Origin of the sequence: Clostridium yunnanense (assembly GCF_016595795.1) — a bacterium.
In the GTDB taxonomy this organism is placed as follows: Bacteria; Bacillota; Clostridia; order Clostridiales; family Clostridiaceae; genus Clostridium_AR; species Clostridium_AR yunnanense.
The window spans coordinates 111,353-135,426 of the sequence record NZ_JAENHN010000027.1; the positions used below are offsets into that span (position 1 = coordinate 111,353).

Consider the following 24,074-nt stretch of genomic DNA (forward strand, 5'->3'; position numbering starts at 1 on the left):
ACTCTGATCAGACTTTAAAAAAGCATTCCACGCTGAAAGAAGGAATAAAATACTTTTAAAAAAATTACAGGTTACGAATATTATATATTGTAACATGTAATGCGATGTGATATTATTAAAACAATAAGTTACAAATAATAATAAATGTAACTCGTAATATTAGTTCGATACTTTTAAGGAGGATTTTTTATGCGTGTTTTTGTAACAGGAGCAACAGGTTATATAGGTTCCGAGGTTGTTAGAGAACTCATCGATGCTGGACATAAAGTAATTGGGTTAACACGCTCAGAAAAAGGAGCATTAAAATTAAAAGAAGCTGGAGCTGAAGTGCACCTAGGTTCACTTGATGACTTAGAAAGTCTTCGCAGTGGTGGTGCTATTGCAGATGGAGTTATTCATCTGGCATTTAAGCATGATTTCTCGGATTTTGCGGGTTCACTTGCCACAGATCTACAAGCAATTCAGGCTATAGGGGAAGTACTTGAGGGTACTGGTAAGCCATTTTTGACAACAGCTCATGCAAATGGTACTGCATCAGATAACGCAACTTTGGAGCTTGCAAAGCGTGGAGTTAGAGCATCGGTAATCTCGCTTTCAACCTCTGTGCATGGGGAGGGCGATAAGGGATTTGTTCCTAGATTAATCAATATAGCTCGTGAAAAAGGTTTCTCTGCATACATTGGCGACGGGTCAAACCGCTGGCCAGCTGTACATCGCTTAGATGCTGCAAGACTTTTTCGTTTGGCATTGGAAGCTGCTCCAGCAGGATCAAGACTGGATGGAGTTGGAGATGAGGGCATACCGTTCCGTGATATAGCAACTGTAATTGGTCGTCATTTGAACCTACCTGTGGTTAGTATTACACGTGAACAGGCAGAGGCTCACTTCGGTTTTCTAGGTCCAATTGCAGCTCTTGATTTAGCAAGGTCAAGTGTACAGACTAAAGAACTCTTAGGTTGGAAACCAGAGAATCCTACCCTTATTGAAGATCTTGAACAGGGACACTATTTTGAAAAATGATTAGGGACAATATTAACTATATAAAGTAGTTATATAGATGATGCTGATTGTACCAAATAAGGGGGAATAGAAATTGAAAAGTGTTGTTTATTATTTTACAGGAACAGGGAACAACTTACAGGTAGCTAAAAAAATAGCTGAGGCATTGCCGAATTGTGAGCTGATTTCGATGGGTAAAGGGACACATGATAGTAATGAAGTGTACGATTATATTGGTTTTGTATATCCGACATACGCTCTAAATTTGCCGCGAAGAGTAACACAATTTATAAGTGAAATGTCACTTGAAAAAAGTAAAAACGCATACTTTTTTGCTGTGACTGGATGTGGAAATATAAGTGGTGTTGCGTTAACTGTTCCTGCCAAAATCTTAGCAAAAAAAGGTGTGACACTTAATTTTGCTGAGGAAATTATTATGGTTGGAAATTATGTTGCCATGTATAAAATGAACGAGAAAAACCCAGAGAAATATAAAATTGCTACCGATAATATACCTGCATTGGTGCAAAAGATAGTAGCTAAAACACAGCAGCCAGTGGGTAAGGTAAACGAGCCACTTAATGTATCAACTGCTATTGGTCAAAAATTAATATACGCTAGAAAAGACAAAGGTTTTAATGTTTCCAATGCATGTACAGGTTGTGGAACCTGTATGGCAGTTTGCCCTGTTTCCAACATAGTAATGAAAGACAAAAAACCGAGTTTTCATCACAATTGCGAACAATGTATGGCGTGCGTGCAATGGTGTCCAAAGCAGGCTATTAACTATAAGAATAAAACACAAAGCAGAGGACGTTATACTAATCCTAGTATTAGTTTGAAAGAATTAATGGAAGGCAATAAGTAGAAAAATCAAAAGTTTTTCACAGAATTCATCACTAGTATTGAACTATCTTTAAGAGCATTTAAGGCTGGGGAAAATCTAGTTGGATAAAATCCTAGAAAAATATTAAAGACTATTTTGAGATTATGTAATTGATATTGATTTGTATAAAGTTTCATTGATATATAATTTAATATCAATAAAATAGATTAAAGCCATATGTTGTGTACTTTACTAACATATGGCCTATTTTTATACATAGCTCGGCTATACAAGTTAAGTCATCATATAGTCGGAAGTTTGTATGAAGGTATTTCTATTTTCATCCCATTCATAATAAAGTTAAGTGTTTTTTCAATAATGTATTCTTTATCATCTTTATTATAATAGCAATATTGAGCACAACTATATATTGAGGAGGTAATTAATTTAACTAGAATATTTGTGTCTTTACAATCTAGCTCATCTCTATCAGCCATAGTTTTTAATATTTTTTCAATAAGCTTTTCTATTTTATCTTTTAATAAATTATCTACACTTGATGCAATTGATGTAGCATCAATCTTACAGATTTGATAAAAGTAGATATTGTATTCATAAAGGAATAAAATAAGCTCTTTTATAATATCTTCATTTAAATCTACAGCACTTGAAAGTTTTACAGGTAACATTTCTTCAAAGCACTCCACAATCAGTTCTTCCAATAAAATATACTTATCAATATAGTGAGCATAAAAAGTTGCTCTATTTATAGTTGCCTCTGTTGTAATATCTTTAATTGTGATGTATTTAAAGTCTTTTTTCTCAAGTAATTTGGCAAATGAGGCTTTAATCAAATTTTTTGTTCTCACTGCTCTCGGATCTTTTTCATTCATAATTTATCGTGAAACTCCTTTTATAAAACAACAGATTTAATAAGATGTTGTCTATACAACATGGCTAAAAATCTATTGGTTGTAGTTGTATTAATAATTTAATAGTATATTAACATACAGTTGTATCTTATACAACACATGTTTGTTAGGGGGTAATGTAATGAAGATATTAATCGTAGGTAGAGGGGTAATTTCAACACAATATGGCTGGGCTTTAGAACAAGCAGGGAATGAGGTAACATTTTATGTTCGTCCAGGAAGAATTAAGCAGTATGGCGATGTAGTTAATATGAAAATATTAGATGGCAGGAAGAATAGGAAAGGTGATACGGTAAAAAAAGCGTGGAAGATTAAAATGATAGAAGAGATTTCATCTAATCATAATTTTGATTTAATCATGATTAGCGTAAATCATAATCAATTAAGTAACATAATAAATTTGGTAGAACCAATTGTTAATAATTCAACCGTTCTAATATTTAATAATATTATTGATGAACCTTTAAAATCAATTGGATCAATTCCAAAAGAACAAGTTGTTTGGGGCTTTCCAGGAGCAGGTGGATCATTTATAAATCAAAACACATTAGATGGTGGATTTATGAAAAGTATCTTCATGGGATCCATTGATAACACTACTAATAAGAACAGATATGATAAAGTAGCTAACCTATTTCAGAATGCAGGTTTTGGTATATCTGAAAATAAAGATATGCGTAACTGGCTATGGTTTCACTTTATCACAAACGCAAGCTTAATGGCTGCAGCCTCAAAGGTAGGTTCCCTTAATGCTTTCTTCGATTCTACAAGTGCCCTTAAGGAGTTTGCCTTAATATTAAGGGAGCTAATTCCTTTGATGGATGCTAAAGGCTCTAAGCTTAGTTCAATAATAAAAGTTGGAATAAAATTACCTGCAGGCCTTATAGCTTTTGTAATGAAGTTAGCATTAGCTGAAGGGCAGCTAGCTAGAGAAATAATGAGGAGTGCTAGTGACAGTGAAAGTCTAAAAGCCGAGAACAATGCAATATTTGTACGAGATGCTCTTGCTGAAGCACGTAGGTTAGGGATATCCATTCCTAGACTTGAAGCTTTAGAGTCTTCTTTTTATAAATAATTTAAGTGATTTTCTTTAAGTTAGACTTAATAATGTTGACATACAGTTGTCAATATTCATCTGATATACTTTAGGAAAAGGTTGTGAATAGCGTTGTAGTAGATGATAAGATTTACTACAGAGTTAATGAGAAGATGAAGAAAATTAACTGTTTAGGAGACTGTATTATGGAAATAGAAAACAGCACATTTGTTTTTGAAACATGTCTTATAGAAGGGATGATTCTAAAGCGCAAGAATAGATTTATTATGGAAGTTGAAGTTGATGGGATAGTGTGCGATTGTCATTGTCCAACCACAGGACGTATAGGTAATATTTTATTTCGTGACATTCCTTGTTTGCTGTCTAAAAGTAAAGATACTACAAGAAAAACACAATATACAGTTGAGGCGATTTCACTAGATTTACCTTCTGAGAATAACAAATCTTGGATTGGGATTAATCAAAATGCAGCAAATAGGTATGTTGAACATTTTTTAAAAACTGGGCAACTTTCAGCAATGGTGGATAATGGTGGAACGGTTAAGCGAGAGAAGAAGCTTGGTGATTCAAAGCTTGACTTTCTAGTTGGCAATACTTACATTGAGGTAAAGACTCCACTTATGAGTTTGCAGGTTGAGATGAAAGACCATATAGCCACAAAGAAAGTAAGTGAATTCAATTCCTTCGAGCGATTTATTAAACATATTAATGAACTTTCTGAAAGCTTGCAACGAAATGAGAGAGCTATATTGTTAACGTGTTTTATATATGAAAACCCCGGTTACAAAGTTAGTAAAAGGGGGAAGCATAGCGATTATATCAAGAATGAAGTGAAAGCTTGTATAAGTAGAGGAATTGAAATATGGCAGATTAACTTCAAAATTTCACCTACAGAAGTACGCCTTATAAATTATTTTGAGACAACAAATACTTTTATGGATGCAGGAGCTGCGTTACAAGAATAAGCGTAATATTTAAATTTATGCATATGAATAGTTAAGAGGTATTTATATCGTACTATTTTTATATAGGTACTACCAGTATTTTAGATTTAATGTTGGTAGTACCTATAATCATATTATTTTTGTATTGTACTTTTTTTATAGATATTTAATAAATTCTCAACCCGCCTTATAATCTCTAACCGAACATTCTCAGGTTCTAAACATTCACATTTATCGCCCAAGCGAAGTATCATACTATACGAAAAATCATCTTCTGTAAATGGAAAGCTAACTATAAATTTATTATTTCCGTGAGGCTTAATGTTCTCCACTCCGCAGAATTCTATTATCGAGTCTATAATTGATTCATCAATGAGAAGTTTAATTTGGATAATCTTTTTCTCTATATTATTTGATATCTCTAGAGCTTTGTAATCAAACTCTCTAGGGATAAATGTTTCTTCTAGAAGTTTAAGTGATGAAATGCGGGATAGTTTAAATGTACGAAAGTCGTTTCTGGTAGTGCAAAATCCCTGTAAATACCAACTTAAGCTTTTTAGCACTAATCTGTAGGGCTCAATTTTTCTTTCACACTTTATTCCGTTTTGCGCAGAGTATTTAAAAGATATTAAATTGTTTTTAGAAAGTGCAGTCCTAATTTTTTCAAGATTTACATTCGGATCTAAATTTCCAATCCAAGGGGTGTGGTCAACGGTAATTTGTTTTGATTTTAATTCAATATCTTTAATTTGATCTGCTGGAACTAAACCTTTAATTTTTGCCATGGTATTAAGGACTTCTTCACCTGTCATGGTTGAATGTATACTTCCAAGCCCAATTAATAGAGAAGTGATATCAGAAACAGTAAAAAGTTTCTTTTCAATCTTATACTCCTCCATAATGCTAATACCACCATTAACACCTGGATAAGCAACAATCGGAATACCAGCCAGGCTTATTGTTTCTACATCTCTAAATATTGTTCTAGGAGACACTTCAAACATTTCAGCAAGTTTAGTAGCACTGATTTGTTTACGTTCAAGCAGAAGCATAATAATGGATATTAGTCTGTCGATTTTCAATAGTATCACCTGCAATTTTTATTTTTATTATAGCATATAACCATGACATACACCTGTCAAGGTTATTCAAATATAATAGAACTGTACTTATCAATAGCCGTAAGTGGCTAAATTGACTTACAGAGGAGAATATAAATGGATTTTTTAAAAGAATTTGAGAGAACAATGGAAAGTAGCGCAACATTAGCATTGGCAACTTCAGTGGACGATGCTCCAAACGTTAGGATTATAACTTTTTATTATGATAACCAAAACAGCAATGTTGTTTATTTCCCAACCTTCAAGCAATCACAAAAAACAGTGGAAATTTCTCAAAATAACAAGGTAGCATTTACAACAATTCCTGATGGAGTAGTTGGGATAGTTAGAGTTAAAAATGCTATAATTCAAAAAAGTACTCTAACAGTTCATGATATTAATGATGGAATTACTAAAAAATATCCAGGTTTTGCTGCTACAGTTGCAAATGCAGGCCCTATGATGGAAGTTTATGAAATACATTTTAAAGAAGCTGAAGTTACGGTAAACTACGGTAATGTGGGTAAGGTAACTTTATAATATAATGAGAATTGAAAAGTTTTAAGTATAAGCTATGTTTTAAATACATGTAGGTTTTAACAACCAACAAAAGGCAACCCTCAATAAGAGTTGCCTTTTGTTATCTATCTTATAAGCATTTTCCTAGTCCCAAAAAGTAAATAATTAATAAAGCAATAATAAATACTACGAACACTATCCCTGGAATCACACTTGATGTTATGCTTCCGATAATAGCAAATAATAATGTTCCAGCTGCTAAAAGGGATACTACTTTTCCGGTAAACTTTGTTAAGCCATGGATGTCTCTTACTTTTGATTTTTCTATATCAGCCAACAATCAAACCTTTTCATATTCAACAATAAGATATAAAGATTCACTTGCAGCAGAAACCAAAACGAATATAATTAAGCGATAAATGTAGCATCTAAAGGATTTTTGTCCACAAGTCTCTTATAACTGTATTTAGGATATCCAACCATAACAGCCCCAACTACCTTTTTTTCTTCTGGAATATTAAATAATTTAAGTAGTGGTGAGTTATCAATAGATATACAATGTTCAAAGATTCCAGCCCAGCATGATCCAAGTCCTAAGGAAGGTGCATATAGTTCTAAGTAAGTTAAGCAAGAAACGGCGTTATCTCTTCCGTATTGAAACTCTTTATTGGAAATGGCCATTATTAAGTTTGGGGCATCACGGAATATTGAATCAATGCCTTCTTCTCTGTAGCTTACAATAGCTTCTTCTACTAGATGTCTTAGTGGTGAGGCTTCTATCATCTGAATCGAGATTTCTACTGCTTTTTTTAGCAATTCCTTATTTTCAACCACTACAAATGATATGCCTTGACTATTACTTGCAGTAGGAGCTTGTCTTGCAATATCAATTAGTTTAGTTAACTTTTCTCTTGATACTGATTCATCTTTGTAATTTCTAATGGAACGACGGGATCTTAAAAAGTACTCTGCCTGATGTTCGTTTAATTTTGGAAAATCTTCTAATTCAATTTGTTGTGACAAAGGTGCTTTTTTATTATCTATTGCAGCCTTTGGACATATGGCAACGCAATGACCACAAGCAATACAATTAGTGTTTTCTATTTCCTTTGGACCCTTTTCTCCCATGCTTAGAATATTTACTGGACATTCTTTAATACAAAGCCCACATTTAATACATTTTTCTTCATTTACTTTTATAAGATTCATTTAAATCAAATCCCTTCATCATTAAAAATATGTATGAGTGCGCATTTATGCACATATATATTTAAAAAAGAAAGGCATAGCTGCCTTCTTTCAATATATTTAAAATTATTGTTGGATAAGTCTCTTTAAATTGCTTGTGGTTACTTCAAACTTCTCGAGGATAAGTTCTTTGTTAAGCTCATAAAAAGTGCTTCTATTTTGTTTTTCTTTGTTTAATATTCCATAGCGATTCATTAATTCTAGGTGTCTAGAAATAACAGATCTATCTTGAGTAAAATTCTTTGCAATTTCTGTGATATTTTTCTTACCTTGTGTCGCAAGAAATTTTAAGATTTCACTTCTTACAGGATCAAACAAAGTTTTATAAAATTCAAAATCAATACTTTCTTCAAGATTTTGACCACATTCTAATATATTATTTTGATTTTCCATTTTCATCACCAATTAAATTATACATGCACACATATGCACGTGTCAAGAAATTATATTTAGCGGTAATTTGCATTTAATAAGTAGGATATGTTTTAAAAAAGCTGTTGATTATAGACGAAAAATATTAGGCAACTACGGAAGATTGCCTATTTATTATAATTTATAATATTTTTGAATTAATCGTATATTACATTTTTTCCTTCTTCAGTTAACTTCTTTAAAGATGAAATCATATGATTTATTTCTTCATCGGAATGTCTTTCCCATGAACCTAATTCGGCTATTATCTTCAAAGGAGATTTAGACCTATAAGAACGTGTTGGATTTCCAGGAAATCTTTTGTCAGTTAAGTTCGGATCATTTTCAAATTCACCTAATGGTTCTATAATATAAATTCTTTCTTTTGATTGAGATTTCGCTAATTCAGCACCCCATTTAGCAGCATTTAATGTTCCAGTAAAATAAATATAATTTGATTTTTTATTTTGGTAATTTGATAAGTGTTGTGGTTCTAATAAATCTCCAATTTTTAGTTCTGCTTTAGTACCATGAAAAAAAGGACCATTATCTAAAACATCTTTTTTGTCATCCATGCCGATACACTCCTTTCATATTTTAAATTTATATATAATAGTATGCTATCCAAATCACAAAAAATTGATGAACAATATTTTACTGTTTTGAAGTAATTACTTATAATTATATCCCTTATAACCTAATCATTCCACTTGCTATATATTACTTTCTTCATCACATTATTTAATTCTAAAATAACATTATTCATATTTTTAAATTTATAAGTTATGTCGACGTTTTTCACATTCTAACTTAATTATTTACTATTATATTAAGTAACTCTATGAAAAATTTGAGCATACAGAAGTCAAGCTTTGGATCTATCACTTTAATCCTTAGGCCTCATTTAATAAAATTTATATAGTGATCTTAAATATAACTACTTAAACTCTTATAATCTCATACATTGGAACCTGTATCTTTATATATTTTCATGCACTTAACTTATGTATTAAATAAATGTTGGTATTTTATAGCTTGTCCTTCTAGGTGGTAACAACATTTATTTAATACATAATAGAAGGCTTTTTTTATAGTAATACCTAGTATGCATTTTGGCATAATTTTATACTTCTTCTAAATAGATAAAGAGTCAATATGAATTTACATAATATGTTATAATTTAAAGCATAAGTAATTGATATTATAAGTTAGATTGAAACTTTTGGAGTGAATAATATGTCATTAAATAAGTATAAAAATGAAGTTAGAGATTTTTTGCTTAGAATGGGATCCTTGAATGGGGATAATCATCAGAAAATAGCTTGGTTAAGTGAAGAGTTTGAATTATTAAAAGAGGCTGTAAATGATTCAGAAACAGATGAGATTGAGCATCAACTATATGACATGCTATATTTGTTATTTGAAATAGCTGCTGATAATGATTTTGATTTAGATAAGCAATGGCAAGCCGGAAATAAAAGAAAGCAAGAAAAGTATCTAAAATTGAAAAAATAGATTTTCCACATAGAAACTCTTTATTATGAATTGGTGATTTGTAGGAGGTTTGTAAAGTGAAAATAGGAGTAATAACCGATATACATAATAATATTGATGCATTGAATGCGGTTTTAGATGTATTTACTTCACTTGGTATAGAAAAAATTCTATGTAGTGGAGATATTATTGGAATTGGACCCAGACCAGAAGAAACTGTAAAAAGGATAATGTTACTTGAAGATAACATAGAATGCGTAAGAGGAAATCATGATAATTATCTTATTAATGGAATACCAAGTGTAGTTCCTAATGATGAAAAGATGGATTATGGAGAAATCGAATATCATAAATGGGAGCACGGAAAACTCAGTGAAGAATCTATTGAGTTTATAAAAGCCTTGCCATATACAAAAACATTAAAGATTTGCGGAAAGACAATTTATATATCACACTATGCTATAAACGAAGCTAATAAGTATGTAAATTATACGCCCAAGCCATCATTGGATGATTTGAAAATAATGTTTCAGAATGTAGAAGCAGACATTATAGTGTATGGTCATAACCATGCTCCATCAATTAATAATGAATTAAAAAGATGGTATATAAATACTGGTTCTTTGGGATGTCCATCAGATGATATAAACATTGCAAGAGCAGGTATTCTTGTTGTTAATGAAGATAGCACTAAATATGAAGAATTGAATGTGAATTATCATGTGAAAAAGGTTATAGAAGATATTGAAAATATAAGATATCCTGATTTTAAAAATATTTTGCAATATTTTTACGGCATATCATAATTGTAAAATCTAATTTATATTTAGTAAATTCTAATTTAACATGGAGGACAATATGAATAAAAGTGTAATTCACATATATGGAGCATCAGGTTCAGGAACCTCTACCTTAGGTAGATTTATATCAGAGCAGCTTGGATATACATTTATGGATACAGATGATTATTTTTGGCTGCCAACAGATCCAAAGTACATAGAAAAAAGAGAAAAGATAGAGCGCCTTCAAATGATGGAAAAAGATATTTTGAATTCAGATAAAGTTGTTATTTCTGGTTCACTTGTGGATTGGGGGGATGATTTGATTCCATATTTCACCTTAGTAGTTCGTTTGGTAACAGATAAAAATGTTCGTATTGAGCGTCTAAAGGAAAGAGAAAAGAAAAATTTTGGTTCCCGTATTGAGATAGGCGGAGATATGTACAAAAATCATATGGCATTTATCGAATGGGCTGCTGCTTATGATACCGGAGACACTAATATGAGAAGTAAGGCTGAGCATGATCAGTGGGAACGGTTATTGAAGTGTAAACAGATTACTGTAAATGGTGAAGATGATTTGAAGTATAACTTAGAACTTATAAAAGATGCACTTGTGATAGAGTAAATTCCTATTTAAATTGAGTAATATAAATGAAAATTATATCAATGTGATTTAATAAAAATTAAATAGTATTGAGGTGAAAGGATATGGGATTATTAGATAAATTTAAGAAGAAAACAGAAAAAGAAGAGCCTAAGGTTGATGAAGTTGTAATGGATGGCTGGAAAGCTATAGAAGACGTATGTTTAAATATGTATCCGGGACAAACTGATCCTAAACATTATGGAACAATTATTCCCTGGAGCCTTGGAGGGAATGATCCTTTAGATGGAATTAGCATCTATGAAGGAGAAGATTATTATCACTTTGTTACCTATGGTTTATCAGAACTTTATGAGAAGGAGTTTAAAAATAAGGAGTATAGCGGTTATGGCTTTGAATTAACTGTAAAGCTTAAGAAGGATGGCTTGGAAGACGAAGAAGCAGCAATTAGAGGAATGTGTGGAATATTACAAGCGATAGCTAAATTGACTTATAAGGATGGAGAGATTTTTCAGCCAGATGAATACATCTATACAGGTCAGACTACTGGGATGGACCCCAATGGAAAATCTATGATTACAGGCTTTATCACACAGTTAGACAAGCTTGGGGAAATAGAGACTCCAAATGGAAAATTGCAGTTTGTAGAGCTTATAGGAGTAACAGATGCAGAGTTAAAAGCAATTATTGATAAAAAGTTAAATGTAGAGGAATTATTTCAGAGACTAGGTTCTGATTATACAGACTATAAGCGTGAAAGTCTATTTTAGTTAGAAAGGTAGTATTGGATAATAAGTGAAATCTATCGTTACTATATAACTACCGTTGTATATGAATTGTTTAAAAAGATGACATTGAAGATACTAATAGTTATAGGAGGGTATTTATGAATAGTGTTGTTACTTTAAAAGAATTAGAAAATATGCTTGATGTAAAGTTTCCAAGGACTTTTCATGAAATTTATAATTCAGGGGCAATGGAATGGTTGACTCATACATATGATTGGCTTAATAAAAATAGAGCAACTGTTGAAGCAGATATTGAAGCATTTTTTTATAGTGTCGGAGGTGATTGTGAGCCTATTATTTTCCCAGAAATACAAGAAACAATAAACTACTTTGAAGAAATGTTAGAATATGATGAAGATTATAAACTTGGAAAGGTAAAAATTAATCCTAAATATAGGTTTATTCCTTTTGCACAAATGGGTTCAGGAGATTTGTATTGCTTTTGGTACGAAGAGAGCAGTCAAGAACCAAAGATAACAGTATACGGACATGATACAGGAGATATGGATCTTTGGGCAAACAACTTTGATGAATTTCTATTTATTCAACTAGGAACTTCCGTAGTTGATTGGGGAGATAATATTAATAATGATTCTATACAGGCCCATACAAAGTTTTTGACATATGAATATAAAAAACTTTTCCAAAGTGAAGACGAAGAGAAAATAAAATCAATTATAGAGGCTATGGGTAAACCTAAGCAAATAGAATATCTTGTATAAAGGTAGATCATCTAATTGATAAATATGAAGGTAGAATTGATGAAATAAAGTCTATTATAGAAGTGTTAGAAAGTTCAGATTCTGTTGTCTTGTATGCAACTTCAAGGCATATGAAAGAAGAGTGTTGTATATTAATTTTAGTTCTTATCATTAATACTAAACTACTATTATGATGGGGGTTAGCTTTTTTATAAAAAACAATATAGAAATGAGTCTTACCTTTTATTCAATCATGCATAACCTTAAAATTATATATGACATCCAATTTATTTGAATAATATTTGGAAATATAAAGATTTTATACTGAACGAAGAGTTAAATAAACTAAAATCGTTAGGCTTGGAGGTTGTATGATGGATAACATAATAAAAAGACAATATAGAAGACTTTCTGACTTTATGAAGGTGTACCAATTCATGATTGATAATTATTCTGTTGATTGGAAAAATGGTGCGCCTGCAACGTTTTTTGAATATGGGCAAATGCTGTTTTGGACTGATAATTCACAAAGTCATAGAAATGCCATTTGGGAGGATAATGGAGAGATAGTTGGATTTTGTTTTTATGGATCTCAAATTGGTAAGGCATTTTTAAATTTAAGCGATGGATATGAAAATCTTATAGCGGAAATGATAGAACATGCAGAGCAACGTTTAAGTAAGGATGATGGAAGTTTAGAGCTTAATCTCTTTATGAGCCAGAGAAATGTTATAGAAGTTGCTAAAGATATGGGATATGAAAAAATAAATGAGTGGGAATACGGTATTTACGATTTTTCTAAAGGACCTTTGAATTATCAATTGCCAGAAGGTTTTTTCTTCGAAGAACCTGGTAAATTTGATATGAAGAAAATGATAGATGCATCTTGGAGAGGATTTGATCATGACACAGAACCAGAGGGTGGAGTAGAACGTGGACATAATTTGATGTCGGCTCCACATGCAACCCCTGAATTAAATGTTATTATTAAGAGTTCCGAAGGTGAATATGTTTGTTATGCAGGGATGTGGATGGTGCCAGAAAATAATCTCGCATATTTGGAACCATTATGTACAGTTCCAGAATACAGAAAAATGGGACTTGCTTCTGCTGCATTATCAGAATTATATAGAAGGACTGTAGCTTTAGGAGCAACACATATGACTGGAGGAGGAAATGGATTTTATTTTGCAATCGGATTTGATCCATTGGTGAGATGGTCAGTATGGAAGAAAAGTTAGGAGGCTTTCACTTATGACATTTGAAGATATAGTAGACAAGGATTTTAGTGGTTGTATTTCTATAGTTAAAAACAGAAGAGACATATTTCTGAAAAGCTATGGTTATGCTGATTTACCAAATAAAATTCCAAATAAAGTTGATACAAAATTTGCTACAGCTTCAGCAGGAAAAGCTTTTGTTGCAGTTGGGATTTTGCAATTAATAGAAGCAGGAAATCTAAGCTTTGATGATAACATAGGAAGTTTACTTGATTTTGATTTAAAATATATTGATAAGAATATAACCGTAAAACAGCTATTGTGTCATACTTCTGGAATTCCAGACTATTTTGATGAAAGTATAATGAGCGAATATGATGAGTTGTGGAAGGATTACCCTAATTATAAAATTAGAAAGTCATCTGACCTAATACCTCTTTTCATTAACAAACCTATGATGTATACACCAGGAGAAAGATTTCAATATAATAATACTGGATTTGTTGTACTGGGGCTTATAATTGAGAAAATAACAGGACAGTTATTTGATGAATACTTAAAAGAGAAGGTTTTTGAACCGTGTGGCATGAGTGATACAGGTTATTATGAATTAGATAGATTACCTGAAAATTGTGCAAATTCCTATATATACGATAAGAATAGTGAAGAATATTATACTAATATTTATAGCATAGATGTGAAGGGAACTGGTGCAGGTGGAGCATTTACTACAGTTTTAGATATAAATAAGTTTTGGCTGAATTTATTAAGTGGGAAGCTTATTTCTAAAGAGATGTTAGAGCAGATGTTAAGTGTACAAAGTAGCAGTAATACACAGTACTATGGGTATGGCCTTTGGCTTAATAAGGTAGAAGATGATACTTATATACCATATTTTCAAGGCTGCGACCCTGGAGTAAGTTTTATATCTAGTTATGATACTGCTCATGATATTTCTATTACTGCAGTAAGTAACTTTGGCTGTAATGTGTGGAAACTAAGAAGAGATATAATTGAGCTACTTTGATAAGAAATCTATTTTCAAAACTCTTATGTGTTTAGGTGAGAGAATTTGAATATATAGATTGAATAAGATATATAACTAAAATCAGCAGATGCAAGCCTAATAATATAAATTAAAGATATAAAGACTTTACACTAGCTTACCTCATTGAGGTAAGCTTTAATTTTTGAAATTTATAAAATTCAACTTGGAAATCTACTTTGCAGTTTTGTCAACAGAACTTAAAAGAAAACTGGTTAAAATAAAAATATTAAGATATTTATAAATAATCCCTTAATCTTTTTCCCTAAAGCATATATATTAAGTGAAGATAAAAATTTTGGTTCTTATCATAAAAACAATGATTTATTTGAAGTTTAGAATCTATATTTTAAAAACTTAGAATACAAGTGTTTTATAGATAATATATAGAAATAAAATGTTTAGGAGAATGGAGATATATGAGAGAAAGAAAATATGTAAAGTTCAGAGTGGATATGTATGAGGACACTAAGTTTAAAATAATAGACCTGAAGCCGGAAAGAGATGTTATCCATTATATATGGAATAGAATTGTTCTGCTTGCTGGTAAAGTTAATTTGGAGGGAGAACTGTTTCTTTCAAAAAATATTCCTTATACAATAGAGACTTTAGCAATAGAACTTAATAGGGATATAGATCATGTTAAGTTGGCACTAGAGGTGTTTATTGAATTAGAAATGGTTGAATTAATTGATAATAAAGTATATAGATTGAGAAATTTTGCTAAGCATCAAAATATTAAGGCTAAAGAAAAACAATTGTCAAAGCAACAATCGGACGATGTAAAGGTTGATACTGTTAATGTAAAAGAAAATTATTGCGGAAAAGCAGAAGATGGCAAAAATGAGGAGAAGGATAATAAAACTATCGAGAAGAAAGTAGGTAATACTGTAGACGATAGTGGGAAAAACTTAGATATTGTCAGCGAACCACTAAGCATCACTGAGAATACAGAAACTGCTAAGAATAATTTGTTGGAATATACGCCTAAAGCATTAGAAAACAAAAAGAATAGAAAAGGCAGAAAAAACAGTGTGAAAAGCACTAAAGCTTCTGAATCTATAAATCAAATAGTTTGCTATGATGAAGTTATAGATGATATGAACGGTATAATTGATGAGGTTGGACCATTAGGGAAAAATGAAAAAAGTATTGCAGAATGGCGCTTTGGATAAGAACTCTATCACCAAACTTTAATGTTAATGATATAACAATTGTGACACTTAATGGTATAATTATATACGATAAAGCGACGAGCATTTTGCAAAAATCATGATAACATCATATTTTTTATGAGTTAGATTATAAAATGGAGTCATTGGAGATTTGTTATGAAAAAGATAAATAGAATGAATTTAATTGCTGTTTTTGTTATAGGTCTAATTATAGTAATTGGAGCTATAGCGCTAGCGATTAGCCAGTCAAATAAAACCAAGGAAGAGGTTAAAGTGAGGATTACTGGCAATAAGATTATGATAGAAGGACAGTTCGGTACAACCATTGATGCTAAAGATATCTCTGAGATAAAGCTTCTTGATACCTTGCCTACAATTGGGACAAGAGTGAACGGTGCAGAGAGTGAAACGTACAAAAGAGGAGATTTTGAAGTTCAGGATCTTGGTACTTGTAAGCTATTTATAAATTTAAAGAATGGCCCATTTATCTATATAGTAGCTAATGGTAAATATATACTCAATTTTGATGATAAGGCCATAACTTTAGATTTATATGATAAGTTAAGACAAGCTATTAATTAATAAGATAAAAAGTTTGTAATATAAAATAGGTTAAGGGATGTTTATAGATGGACAAAGCAATAAAGTTAATAATTCTAAGAGGTAATTCAGGAAGTGGAAAAACTACAACAGCCAAGGTACTGCAAAGGAAATTTGGACATGGTACAATGCTAATTTCACAAGATGTGGTTAGAAGAGAGATGCTATTTGTGAAGGATGGACCTAATACAGAAGCAGGTGAATTATTAGGTGAGCTAGCGCTATATGGAAAGAAACATTGTAATATTGTAATTTTAGAAGGAATCCTAAACTCAAAGTGGTATGAAAGACTTTTCAAAGATTTACTTAATGAATTCAACGATCAAATCTTTGCATACTATTTTGACATACCTTTTGAAGAAACACTAAATCGTCATAAACAAAAGCCTAATGCTCATGAATTTGGGGAAAAAGAAATGAAAAGCTGGTGGAAGGAAAGAGATTTATTATGTATTATTCCTGAGATATGTATAAATAAAGAATTAACTTTAGATGAAGTAGTAGATATGATTTATAAGGATGTTAGAAGATAAAGAATACTGTATTAATATGCTAGAGAGATATAATAAAATAATATAGGAGTAAATAAAAATGGATGGAAATATAACAAGAAAAACAGTAAATAATCATGGAATTGAAATTGAATATTATGTAAGTAATGAAGTTAATGATAAATCAACTCTAATTATATCAATGGGAATATGGGAACCAGCTTCTAGAGCATTGCCATTAATTGCTCGACTTTTAGGAAGACATTGTATTGCGCTTAGTTACCGTGGACGGGGTGGTAGCAGTACTCCAAAGACTGGATTTGATTGGAGTAATCATATATCTGATATTGCTACTGTAATAGAGAATGAACCAATTAATAAACCAGTATTTTTGGGATTCTCAAAAGGTGTTTCATATATGCTAGGTTATTTGGCTGCAAATCTAGAACTAGCTAATGGAATAATTATTATAGACTACCCAGCTATTCATTCTAAGTTAGAAAAAGGAGCCGCAAAGTTTTGGGCTAATATGATATATAACGGGGTTAAATTAGATAACTATATTACTACTTATGCGTTAGAAGGTATAGAGAATGAATCTACATATAAAGAATTTTATGATGATTTAAGAATGATGAAATGCCCAGTGTGGATATTTAGAGGAACAGACTCTAACGCAGATATTCCATCAAATTTGATGCGGGATGATATATTAAAATATAAAGAATCAGTAAAAGAATTAGAGATTGTTGATTTTAATTATAGTGGGCATATGATTTTAGATGAAGAATTAGGTAAGGCAGCTAAACATATTACGGATATACTTAATAAAATAGACCATATTTAGGTAAGGTATGTAAGAAAATATTAATTAGTTTCTAATGGATTTTTTCTTAAAGATAAAAGATAATACCAATGCTGCAAGGATTGGTATACCGTAAACAAATAGGGCTTCAGAACTTGTACATAAGTTCTGAAGCCCTATTATTATATGTTCTTAAAACTACTTATATGAAGTTTCATCGATGAGAGGAAATAAGAGTGTATGTTTACCTAAATGACCCAGTTATTTTACATATTTACATACGTCCCTTATACAAGACAGGTATTGCAGCTGCGATAAGGATCATACCCATAAAAGCAGGTGCCGCATGACCAAGAGAAACATAGATTTGACCTCCAATGATAGGCCCAATCATTCTTGCTAAAGCTTGAATAGATTGGCTACCTCCTTGAATTCTTCCTTGTTCACTGGAGTCAACAGCTTTGGAAAGCATCCCATTGAAGGAAGGCCCAAAGATTGAATCACCAAAACCATATATAAACATTCCACCTATTAAAAGAGGATAGAAGGAGAACAAAGATGATGCTGCAATAAGACCGTAGCCTATGATCTCAGAAGTCATTCCGAGAATCGCTATCTGTTTATCGCTTAGTTTTTTCAAAAGCCTTGGCATTATTAGGCCTTGTGAAACAATGTCTTGGAAGCCCATAATTGAAAACATAAGTCCGATTAGTGCAGGTTTCCAACTGAAAGTATCCATGGTAAATTGCGAAAATACTGCTTGTAAAGATCCGTTCGGTATCCAAAGTAAGAATGCTGAAACAAGAAGTCTTTTTAAAGTTTTCATGGAAAGAATGCTTGCAAGCTGTGTAAATGGATTAAGTCTTACAAGAGTAATATCCTTTAGTCTATTACTCTTGTCTAGGCTTTCAGGCATAAAGAAGAATCCATAAACAACATTTAGTAAAGTAATAAATGCTCCGAAAAACATTGGTACAGAATAACCGAACTTAGCAAGTAATCCGCCTAAAGTTGGGCCGATGATTGTGCCCATACCTACAACCGCACTCATCCATCCAAAGTATTTAGTTCTCTGTGCTGGAGGAATGATGTCTGCAAAGTATGCGAAGATAGTGCTTATGCTTCCACCGGTTATACCTTCAATTATACGACCTACAAATAGTACCCATAGTGCTCCGCCTATACCAAAGACTAAGTAACCGATTGAGGAACCTAGTAGACATATCAAGAGTAATGGACGACGGCCATATTTGTCGCTCAAAGCTCCAAGGGCTGGTGCGGCAAAAAATACGCAAATCGCATAAACTGAGGTAAGCATAGTAACAACTATTGCTTGCTGTCCAGGACTGCTTGTATAAGGTTGAACTAAGAATGGTACCACTGGTGCTATGATGCTAAAGCCTATACCGCAAAGAAATACGGATATGAGACCAAATATTAATGCGTGTTTATCTACTGTTTGTTCTGAGTTTTGTTCATTCTGTGATTTAAATTTAGACATATAAATTCTCTCCTCTGAAGTTGTAATTTTGATTCCTTGGAAACAAATCCATCATAACAAGATTTTGTTTCCTTGTCAACAAAAAATAGAAATAAAAAATTCGCTAAAGAGATTTTCTTTAGCGAATTTTTTTTGCGCATCTGGCTATAACTTAATTTCTATGTATTCAAATTTATTCTGACTTAGTATCTACGCTCTGCTTTTTTAGTTCTTCATCCAAATGTTTATTATACTTTTCTATGAATTTAAGCATGCTGTCAAATTGTTCCTCGGTTACTTGCTCAAACACAGCCTTATCACGTTCCTGGAACTCTTTGTGCAGTTCATCATGGACTTTATAAAGTGCTCTCCCTTGTTCAGTAAGCCTAAAATAGACTTCTTTCTTATTTTCTGGCTTCTGATAGCTTTCAATAAGCCCCTTTTGTATGAGCTTTTTAGTTAATTTGCTTATGGCTCCCCTAGTCATATAAAAGGATTCCCCTAGTTTTGTAACATTGGGGTCTACATTTCTTCCAATATATTCGATGCAGTGTATTTCAGAAGACTTATAACCATTAAGAATGTCTTCCATCTTATTTTTATTAAGCCAAGCCATCTTGTTAAATACTTCTCTGAAACCCATCATGACCTGTTCTTGTTTGTTCATGGTCTGTCCTCCCGCCCATTGTTGCATTAACAATATTATAGTGAATTTTTGTTTCTATTTCAACAATATTGAAGCAATTATTTTAAAACAAAATTGTGTCTGTTCCTATTCTCCCAAGGAATAATTTATTCGTCTCGATTTACTTTCCCGATGTTGATAAGGAAAGTATAAATTGCTATCATGGGTTAAAAGATTAAACCATTACCATATGAATAAGTTAATTTTATGTATGGAAAAGAGTTAAACAACTATTACATTATATCTTCACTTAAAGGAGTCATATCAATGAATGAATTAGAAGCTTTAAAGCAACTACAAAATGAATTCAAGGAATGCAGACCTGTGCTAACTGCAATTGGAGATGAGACAAGACAATTGATTATTCTAAGTTTGTCTAAAGGAACATATCCAGGGATGAGGGTTGGAGAAATAACTAAAAGAACAAATTTATCTAGGCCTGCGGTTTCCCATCATTTGAAAATATTGAAAGAAGCAAAAATCGTGAATATGGTAAAGCAAGGTACGATGAATTTTTATCATATAAATAATCCTAAAGAAAGTGGATTGGCTTTGATGAAATTACTATTTTCACATCTTGAAGAATTTATGTCTGATTGCTGGAAAGACAATTTGTATGAAACAAAAATATAAATGATAATCTTCAATAAGTATGGGCATACTAATTAGTTTTGAAGGGAGTAAACAAATGAGTTTAGCTAACAAAGAATTGGAAGCCGTTAATGGGGTGAAAATTCCCCAAATAGGTTTTGGAGTATATAAACTAAATAAAGGTGAAGATTTTGAAACTGCGGTTGGGGAAGCTATTAGAATTGGTTATCGTCATTTTGATACAGCTAAAATTTATGGAAATGAAAAAAAGTTAGGAGTAGAAATTCAAAAAAGTAAGATACCTAGAGAGGAGTTTTTTATAACTTCTAAAGTATGGAACACGGATCTTGGTTATGAAGCTACTAAAAATGCATTTGAAAAAACTTGTGAAAATTTAAATATGCAATATATTGATATGTATTTAATTCATTTTGCAGCACCTGGTTATATTGAAGCATGGAGAGCTATGGAGGAGTTGTATCTAGAAGGAAAAATCAAAGTCATTGGGGTTGCAAATTTTGAAATTCAGCATCTTGAGAAATTGATGAAGCATTCCAAGATTGCACCTATGATTAACCAAATTGAGACTCATCCGGAGTTTCCACAGGATGAATTACATGAATATTTGGCTAAACATAAAATTTTGCATGAAGCTTGGGCGCCATTAGGGCAAGGCAATAAAGATTTATTTAAAAATACAACATTGAAAACAATTGCTAGTGATCATGAAAAAACAGTGGCTCAAGTCATTCTACGCTGGCATATACAAAGGGGAATTATAATTATCCCAAAATCATCAAATCCAAAAAGAATTAAAGAAAATATTCAGTTGTTTGACTTTGAATTGTCCAGTGAAGAAATGAAAAAAATTAGTGAACTGAATACTGGAAGAAGGTATTCACATAGTCCTACAGGTTATATGGTTAATCCCATCTATAATAAACTTATGAAAATGTTTATTAAGTAAGTTTTATCTCCACCATACTATAAGAGAATATAAATTTCAATTTCATGAAATTGAAATTAAACATAAATCTTTATTTCGTATTGACTCTATGGTTACCCATTACTATATAATAAATACAGATGACAGGGGTGCACACCTGAAAAGCCTAAAAATGGAGGTATGCTATGTTTAAGATAGGTGAATTTTCAAATCTTAGTGGACTATCTATTAATACTTTACATCATTATAATGAAATAGGTATTCTAAAACCTGAACAAATTGATGAAGTTACAGGATACCGTTACTATAGTGCCTTACAACTTGTTACTGTAAATAAAATTATGGCTTTAAAAGATGCAGGACTTTCACTTAGTGAAATAGGTAAAATTTTATATAGCGTTCCTTCAATTGATTCTATAATTTCAATGCTTGAAAATAAAGCTGAAACACTTGAACAAGCATTAAAAAATGAATCTGATAGGCTCAACCGTCTTAGAACAAATATATTTCTAATTAAAAACTGAGGGGTGCCAATTATGAACGAGATAACAATAAAAAGGGTTGAACCAATACTTATTGCATCAACAAGAAAGAATATAAATAAATTTGATTTTGAAGAAAGTAGTAATATGTGGGCAATTGTTAATAGCTTTATAGATAAAGCAGAAACTAAACGTACCATACCATGCATGACATTATTTTATAACTCAACATGGAATTGGGAGCTGACAAAATCTTGGGATATAGAAGTGGCTGAACCTGTTACAAAATGTGTTGCTGATAATGATATTGTTAAAGTTTACGAGTTACCAGCTGTAGATAAAATGGCTTGTGTAGTTCATCAAGGATCATTCAATACAATAGGTGAGACTTATAAAGCTATAAATCAATGGATTGAGAAAAATAATTATAAGATAGATGGACCAGTTCGTGAAATATACCATAAGGGTGAATGGGCAACAAATAACCCAGAAGAATATGTGACTGAGCTTCAGTTTCCTTTAGCCTAATTTAAGCTAAAAATAGTAAGAGTACAGAAATATTTTGTACTCTTACTATTATAGTGTTAAATTTAGTTATAAATAATGAAAAGTTTGCTTACTGCAGTCTTATTTCACTGGATTTATACGTTTCTCTCAGATGTAGTGCAAACTGGTATTATGAGAAATTATATATATAATTCACTGGAATTTGTACCTGCGCTTATAATTTGGAATAGTATTTGCTTTTGTTCTTCATAGATTAGAAGTTAAATCTAGAATCATAAATCCTAGCAAACTTAGGATTTATTAATATAAATAATAAACTTGTGTAGCTGTTGGATTTTTATAATAAACTACTATTGTTTTAAAAGTTATTATTAAGATCACTATTTAATATTTTTAGGAGAATATTTATGGAATTTAATTCATTGATACCAGAATTATCAGTAACTAATATTGAAATTACAAAGCAATGTTATATATCTACTTTAGGTTTTAAATTGGAATATGAAAGAGCTAACGAAAAGTTTATATTTTTATCTTATGGAAAAAGTCAGTTTATGTTTGAAGAAATTCATCCAGATGGATGGAATGTAGATATTTTAGAATATCCACTAGGCAGAGGAATAAATTTTTCTATAGCTTGTACGGATGTTGAACAGTTATACGAGGTCGTTAAGAATAGCAAAATTAAAATTTATAGAGAATTAAAAGAAACAATATATATATGTGATGGAAAACAAAAAAATCAGAAGGAATTCCTTATACAAGATCCAGATGGATATTTGTTGAGATTTACAGATTAATAAGAAATAAGTTTTAGGATGAATGCTAAATTTTTATAAGTGTTCGTTTATGATAAGCAGTAGTTTTACTTAAATATACATTAAATAGAGCTATTTTACCTGTATATGTAAGATGCTGTTAAAAAACAGTGCCAAGTGTATCAATTGGTGAAAAGTGTCGAATTATAAAGAAATGCTTAAAAAAGGATATGTATCTTAGTGTCACGATATTATATCCAATTAATAGCTATAATCTATATGTTATTATAAGTTATGTCGCTGCAATACAGAGCGATAAAAACACAAAAATTTAAAGTTTATGGTTTAAGAAATAAATTTTAAAAAAGAGTGTTGACAAAAAAATCTTACGATGGTAAGATGAGTAAGCTGTCAGAAAGACGGCGAACAAAACTTGGTCTTTGAAAATTAAACAGAGAAGATAAACAAAGTCTAAATATAGACTTAAACTAAACCAGCAATTCTTTTGAAAAAAGACTTACTAAGTAAGTAAGCTATGATTAAACTTTAAATTGAGAGTTTGATCCTGGCTCAGGACGAACGCTGGCGGCGTGCCTAACACATGCAAGTCGAGCGGAGAAAGTTCTTCGGAACTTTCTCAGCGGCGGACGGGTGAGTAACACGTGGGTAACCTGCCTTATAGAGGGGGATAGCCTTCCGAAAGGAAGATTAATACCGCATAACATTTTCGTTTCGCATGAAATGAAAATCAAAGGAGTAATCCGCTATAAGATGGACCCGCGGCGCATTAGCTAGTTGGTGAGGTAATGGCTCACCAAGGCGACGATGCGTAGCCGACCTGAGAGGGTGATCGGCCACATTGGAACTGAGATACGGTCCAGACT

30 protein-coding genes and 1 rRNA gene are annotated in these 24,074 nt (G+C 31.7%); 23 read left to right on the forward strand and 8 right to left on the reverse strand.

All coding sequences use genetic code 11. The features are described from left to right. Positions 1-189: 189 nt before the first annotated feature. Complete coding sequence (locus JHL18_RS09180) at positions 190-1,020, forward strand: SDR family oxidoreductase (RefSeq protein WP_200268388.1); 831 nt, start codon at positions 190-192, stop codon at positions 1,018-1,020. 73 nt (positions 1,021-1,093) lie between these two features. After that, positions 1,094-1,867, forward strand: a complete 774-nt coding sequence (locus JHL18_RS09185; protein WP_200268390.1) for an EFR1 family ferrodoxin — start codon at positions 1,094-1,096, stop codon at positions 1,865-1,867. A gap of 260 nt (positions 1,868-2,127) precedes the next feature. On the opposite strand, the gene JHL18_RS09190 is transcribed toward JHL18_RS09185, so the two are convergent. Further along, entirely contained in the window at positions 2,128-2,718 is a 591-nt protein-coding gene (locus tag JHL18_RS09190) for a TetR/AcrR family transcriptional regulator (protein ID WP_200268392.1), read from the reverse strand. A gap of 160 nt (positions 2,719-2,878) precedes the next feature. Here JHL18_RS09190 and JHL18_RS09195 point away from each other — a divergent pair, with 160 nt between their 5' ends. Together JHL18_RS09195 and JHL18_RS09200 are read left to right on the forward strand one after the other, a co-directional pair. Continuing rightward, positions 2,879-3,832, forward strand: a complete 954-nt coding sequence (locus JHL18_RS09195) for a ketopantoate reductase family protein (protein ID WP_200268394.1) — start codon at positions 2,879-2,881, stop codon at positions 3,830-3,832. An 83-nt stretch (positions 3,833-3,915) separates the two neighbouring features. Continuing rightward, the gene (locus tag JHL18_RS09200) at positions 3,916-4,779 is read left to right on the forward strand and encodes a DNA/RNA nuclease SfsA (RefSeq protein ID WP_338025461.1); all 864 of its coding nucleotides are present in this window, start codon (positions 3,916-3,918) and stop codon (positions 4,777-4,779) included. 113 nt (positions 4,780-4,892) lie between these two features. Here the strand turns inward: JHL18_RS09200 and JHL18_RS09205 are convergent, their stop codons facing one another. Beyond that, positions 4,893-5,840, reverse strand: a complete 948-nt coding sequence (locus tag JHL18_RS09205) for a helix-turn-helix transcriptional regulator (RefSeq protein WP_200268396.1) — start codon at positions 5,838-5,840, stop codon at positions 4,893-4,895. A gap of 135 nt (positions 5,841-5,975) precedes the next feature. Between JHL18_RS09205 and JHL18_RS09210 the strand changes: the two genes are divergently transcribed. Then, positions 5,976-6,398 (forward strand): pyridoxamine 5'-phosphate oxidase family protein, encoded by a 423-nt coding sequence (locus tag JHL18_RS09210; RefSeq protein WP_200268398.1) that lies wholly within the window; start codon positions 5,976-5,978, stop codon positions 6,396-6,398. 109 nt (positions 6,399-6,507) lie between these two features. Here the strand turns inward: JHL18_RS09210 and JHL18_RS26580 are convergent, their stop codons facing one another. Then, complete coding sequence (locus JHL18_RS26580) at positions 6,508-6,681, reverse strand: hypothetical protein (protein WP_420839218.1); 174 nt, start codon at positions 6,679-6,681, stop codon at positions 6,508-6,510. Here JHL18_RS26580 and JHL18_RS09215 point away from each other — a divergent pair. After that, positions 6,599-6,796: a hypothetical protein gene (locus tag JHL18_RS09215; RefSeq protein WP_200268400.1), complete on the forward strand. Its 198-nt coding sequence runs from the start codon at positions 6,599-6,601 to the stop codon at positions 6,794-6,796. The two genes, JHL18_RS26580 and JHL18_RS09215, sit on opposite strands and share 83 nt — an antisense overlap. Here JHL18_RS09215 and JHL18_RS09220 read toward each other — a convergent pair. The 3 genes from JHL18_RS09220 to arr all read right to left on the reverse strand — a co-directional run bounded on the left by JHL18_RS09220 (position 6,786) and on the right by arr (position 8,611). Then, entirely contained in the window at positions 6,786-7,586 is an 801-nt protein-coding gene (locus tag JHL18_RS09220; RefSeq protein WP_200268402.1) for a nitroreductase family protein, read from the reverse strand. The two genes, JHL18_RS09215 and JHL18_RS09220, sit on opposite strands and share 11 nt — an antisense overlap. Positions 7,587-7,691: 105 nt before the next feature. After that, entirely contained in the window at positions 7,692-8,018 is a 327-nt protein-coding gene (locus JHL18_RS09225; protein ID WP_200268404.1) for an ArsR/SmtB family transcription factor, read from the reverse strand. Positions 8,019-8,194: 176 nt separating this feature from the next. Then, positions 8,195-8,611, reverse strand: a complete 417-nt coding sequence (gene arr / locus JHL18_RS09230; protein ID WP_200268406.1) for an NAD(+)--rifampin ADP-ribosyltransferase — start codon at positions 8,609-8,611, stop codon at positions 8,195-8,197. 661 nt (positions 8,612-9,272) lie between these two features. Between arr and JHL18_RS09235 the strand changes: the two genes are divergently transcribed. The 11 genes from JHL18_RS09235 to JHL18_RS09285 all read left to right on the forward strand — a co-directional run bounded on the left by JHL18_RS09235 (position 9,273) and on the right by JHL18_RS09285 (position 17,783). After that, positions 9,273-9,551 carry a hypothetical protein gene (locus JHL18_RS09235; protein ID WP_200268408.1) on the forward strand — a complete coding sequence of 93 codons (279 nt, stop codon included), beginning with the start codon at positions 9,273-9,275 and terminating at the stop codon, positions 9,549-9,551. Positions 9,552-9,607: 56 nt separating this feature from the next. Continuing rightward, positions 9,608-10,336, forward strand: coding sequence for a YfcE family phosphodiesterase (locus tag JHL18_RS09240; protein WP_200268410.1), 729 nt, complete (start codon positions 9,608-9,610; stop codon positions 10,334-10,336). Positions 10,337-10,388: 52 nt separating this feature from the next. Beyond that, the gene (locus JHL18_RS09245; RefSeq protein WP_200268412.1) at positions 10,389-10,937 is read left to right on the forward strand and encodes an AAA family ATPase; all 549 of its coding nucleotides are present in this window, start codon (positions 10,389-10,391) and stop codon (positions 10,935-10,937) included. A gap of 83 nt (positions 10,938-11,020) precedes the next feature. Further along, positions 11,021-11,686, forward strand: coding sequence for a suppressor of fused domain protein (locus JHL18_RS09250; protein WP_200268414.1), 666 nt, complete (start codon positions 11,021-11,023; stop codon positions 11,684-11,686). A 116-nt stretch (positions 11,687-11,802) separates the two neighbouring features. After that, positions 11,803-12,426 (forward strand): SMI1/KNR4 family protein, encoded by a 624-nt coding sequence (locus tag JHL18_RS09255; RefSeq protein WP_200268416.1) that lies wholly within the window; start codon positions 11,803-11,805, stop codon positions 12,424-12,426. 353 nt (positions 12,427-12,779) lie between these two features. Then, a complete protein-coding gene (locus tag JHL18_RS09260) occupies positions 12,780-13,646 on the forward strand; it encodes a GNAT family N-acetyltransferase (RefSeq protein ID WP_200268418.1) in 867 nt (288 codons plus the stop codon). A gap of 13 nt (positions 13,647-13,659) precedes the next feature. Then, complete coding sequence (locus JHL18_RS09265) at positions 13,660-14,652, forward strand: serine hydrolase domain-containing protein (protein ID WP_200268420.1); 993 nt, start codon at positions 13,660-13,662, stop codon at positions 14,650-14,652. 437 nt (positions 14,653-15,089) lie between these two features. Beyond that, positions 15,090-15,845: a phage replisome organizer N-terminal domain-containing protein gene (locus tag JHL18_RS09270; RefSeq protein WP_200268422.1), complete on the forward strand. Its 756-nt coding sequence runs from the start codon at positions 15,090-15,092 to the stop codon at positions 15,843-15,845. A 156-nt stretch (positions 15,846-16,001) separates the two neighbouring features. Next, positions 16,002-16,427, forward strand: a complete 426-nt coding sequence (locus JHL18_RS09275) for a hypothetical protein (RefSeq protein ID WP_200268424.1) — start codon at positions 16,002-16,004, stop codon at positions 16,425-16,427. Between the two features lie 47 nt (positions 16,428-16,474). Beyond that, complete coding sequence (locus JHL18_RS09280; RefSeq protein ID WP_200268426.1) at positions 16,475-16,978, forward strand: kinase; 504 nt, start codon at positions 16,475-16,477, stop codon at positions 16,976-16,978. 58 nt (positions 16,979-17,036) lie between these two features. Then, complete coding sequence (locus tag JHL18_RS09285; protein WP_200268428.1) at positions 17,037-17,783, forward strand: alpha/beta fold hydrolase; 747 nt, start codon at positions 17,037-17,039, stop codon at positions 17,781-17,783. A gap of 232 nt (positions 17,784-18,015) precedes the next feature. Here JHL18_RS09285 and JHL18_RS09290 read toward each other — a convergent pair whose 3' ends face one another. Both JHL18_RS09290 and JHL18_RS09295 read right to left on the reverse strand, forming a co-directional pair. Continuing rightward, positions 18,016-19,242: an MFS transporter gene (locus tag JHL18_RS09290; protein WP_200268430.1), complete on the reverse strand. Its 1,227-nt coding sequence runs from the start codon at positions 19,240-19,242 to the stop codon at positions 18,016-18,018. Between the two features lie 172 nt (positions 19,243-19,414). Beyond that, a complete protein-coding gene (locus tag JHL18_RS09295; RefSeq protein WP_200268432.1) occupies positions 19,415-19,888 on the reverse strand; it encodes a MarR family transcriptional regulator in 474 nt (157 codons plus the stop codon). Positions 19,889-20,173: 285 nt separating this feature from the next. On the opposite strand from JHL18_RS09295, the gene JHL18_RS09300 reads away from it, so the two are divergent. The 6 genes from JHL18_RS09300 to JHL18_RS09320 form a co-directional block, all read left to right on the forward strand. Beyond that, on the forward strand, positions 20,174-20,539 hold the full coding sequence (locus tag JHL18_RS09300) for an ArsR/SmtB family transcription factor (protein WP_200268434.1): 366 nt from the start codon (positions 20,174-20,176) through the stop codon (positions 20,537-20,539). 55 nt (positions 20,540-20,594) lie between these two features. Further along, positions 20,595-21,464, forward strand: coding sequence for an aldo/keto reductase (locus tag JHL18_RS09305; RefSeq protein WP_200268436.1), 870 nt, complete (start codon positions 20,595-20,597; stop codon positions 21,462-21,464). A gap of 164 nt (positions 21,465-21,628) precedes the next feature. Beyond that, a complete protein-coding gene (locus tag JHL18_RS25900; protein ID WP_243277841.1) occupies positions 21,629-21,967 on the forward strand; it encodes a MerR family transcriptional regulator in 339 nt (112 codons plus the stop codon). A 12-nt stretch (positions 21,968-21,979) separates the two neighbouring features. Next, positions 21,980-22,453: a GyrI-like domain-containing protein gene (locus tag JHL18_RS25905; RefSeq protein ID WP_243277842.1), complete on the forward strand. Its 474-nt coding sequence runs from the start codon at positions 21,980-21,982 to the stop codon at positions 22,451-22,453. A gap of 386 nt (positions 22,454-22,839) precedes the next feature. Further along, positions 22,840-23,232 carry a bleomycin resistance protein gene (locus tag JHL18_RS09315; RefSeq protein ID WP_200268438.1) on the forward strand — a complete coding sequence of 131 codons (393 nt, stop codon included), beginning with the start codon at positions 22,840-22,842 and terminating at the stop codon, positions 23,230-23,232. A gap of 505 nt (positions 23,233-23,737) precedes the next feature. After that, a 16S ribosomal RNA gene (locus tag JHL18_RS09320) occupies positions 23,738-24,074 on the forward strand; the annotation flags it as partial.

Excerpts from the sequence above, each read along its gene's own strand:
- JHL18_RS09250 (WP_200268414.1), top strand. The coding sequence starts at position 11,021 with ATGGGATTATTAGATAAATTTAAGAAGAAAACAGAAAAAGAAGAGCCT.
- JHL18_RS09255 (WP_200268416.1), top strand. The coding sequence starts at position 11,803 with ATGAATAGTGTTGTTACTTTAAAAGAATTAGAAAATATGCTTGATGTA.
- JHL18_RS25900 (WP_243277841.1), top strand. The coding sequence starts at position 21,629 with ATGTTTAAGATAGGTGAATTTTCAAATCTTAGTGGACTATCTATTAAT.
- JHL18_RS09275 (WP_200268424.1), top strand. The coding sequence starts at position 16,002 with ATGAAAAAGATAAATAGAATGAATTTAATTGCTGTTTTTGTTATAGGT.
- JHL18_RS09195 (WP_200268394.1), top strand. The coding sequence starts at position 2,879 with ATGAAGATATTAATCGTAGGTAGAGGGGTAATTTCAACACAATATGGC.
- JHL18_RS25905 (WP_243277842.1), top strand. The coding sequence starts at position 21,980 with ATGAACGAGATAACAATAAAAAGGGTTGAACCAATACTTATTGCATCA.
- JHL18_RS09315 (WP_200268438.1), top strand. The coding sequence starts at position 22,840 with ATGGAATTTAATTCATTGATACCAGAATTATCAGTAACTAATATTGAA.
- JHL18_RS09285 (WP_200268428.1), top strand. The coding sequence starts at position 17,037 with ATGGATGGAAATATAACAAGAAAAACAGTAAATAATCATGGAATTGAA.
- JHL18_RS09180 (WP_200268388.1), top strand. The coding sequence starts at position 190 with ATGCGTGTTTTTGTAACAGGAGCAACAGGTTATATAGGTTCCGAGGTT.
- JHL18_RS09245 (WP_200268412.1), top strand. The coding sequence starts at position 10,389 with ATGAATAAAAGTGTAATTCACATATATGGAGCATCAGGTTCAGGAACC.
- JHL18_RS09215 (WP_200268400.1), top strand. The coding sequence starts at position 6,599 with ATGCTTCCGATAATAGCAAATAATAATGTTCCAGCTGCTAAAAGGGAT.
- JHL18_RS09225 (WP_200268404.1), bottom strand. The coding sequence starts at position 8,018 with ATGGAAAATCAAAATAATATATTAGAATGTGGTCAAAATCTTGAAGAA.
- JHL18_RS09305 (WP_200268436.1), top strand. The coding sequence starts at position 20,595 with ATGAGTTTAGCTAACAAAGAATTGGAAGCCGTTAATGGGGTGAAAATT.
- JHL18_RS09270 (WP_200268422.1), top strand. The coding sequence starts at position 15,090 with ATGAGAGAAAGAAAATATGTAAAGTTCAGAGTGGATATGTATGAGGAC.
- JHL18_RS09280 (WP_200268426.1), top strand. The coding sequence starts at position 16,475 with ATGGACAAAGCAATAAAGTTAATAATTCTAAGAGGTAATTCAGGAAGT.
- arr (WP_200268406.1), bottom strand. The coding sequence starts at position 8,611 with ATGGATGACAAAAAAGATGTTTTAGATAATGGTCCTTTTTTTCATGGT.
- JHL18_RS09265 (WP_200268420.1), top strand. The coding sequence starts at position 13,660 with ATGACATTTGAAGATATAGTAGACAAGGATTTTAGTGGTTGTATTTCT.
- JHL18_RS09260 (WP_200268418.1), top strand. The coding sequence starts at position 12,780 with ATGGATAACATAATAAAAAGACAATATAGAAGACTTTCTGACTTTATG.
- JHL18_RS09290 (WP_200268430.1), bottom strand. The coding sequence starts at position 19,242 with ATGTCTAAATTTAAATCACAGAATGAACAAAACTCAGAACAAACAGTA.
- JHL18_RS09235 (WP_200268408.1), top strand. The coding sequence starts at position 9,273 with ATGTCATTAAATAAGTATAAAAATGAAGTTAGAGATTTTTTGCTTAGA.
- JHL18_RS09220 (WP_200268402.1), bottom strand. The coding sequence starts at position 7,586 with ATGAATCTTATAAAAGTAAATGAAGAAAAATGTATTAAATGTGGGCTT.
- JHL18_RS09295 (WP_200268432.1), bottom strand. The coding sequence starts at position 19,888 with ATGAACAAACAAGAACAGGTCATGATGGGTTTCAGAGAAGTATTTAAC.
- JHL18_RS09190 (WP_200268392.1), bottom strand. The coding sequence starts at position 2,718 with ATGAATGAAAAAGATCCGAGAGCAGTGAGAACAAAAAATTTGATTAAA.
- JHL18_RS09300 (WP_200268434.1), top strand. The coding sequence starts at position 20,174 with ATGAATGAATTAGAAGCTTTAAAGCAACTACAAAATGAATTCAAGGAA.
- JHL18_RS09210 (WP_200268398.1), top strand. The coding sequence starts at position 5,976 with ATGGATTTTTTAAAAGAATTTGAGAGAACAATGGAAAGTAGCGCAACA.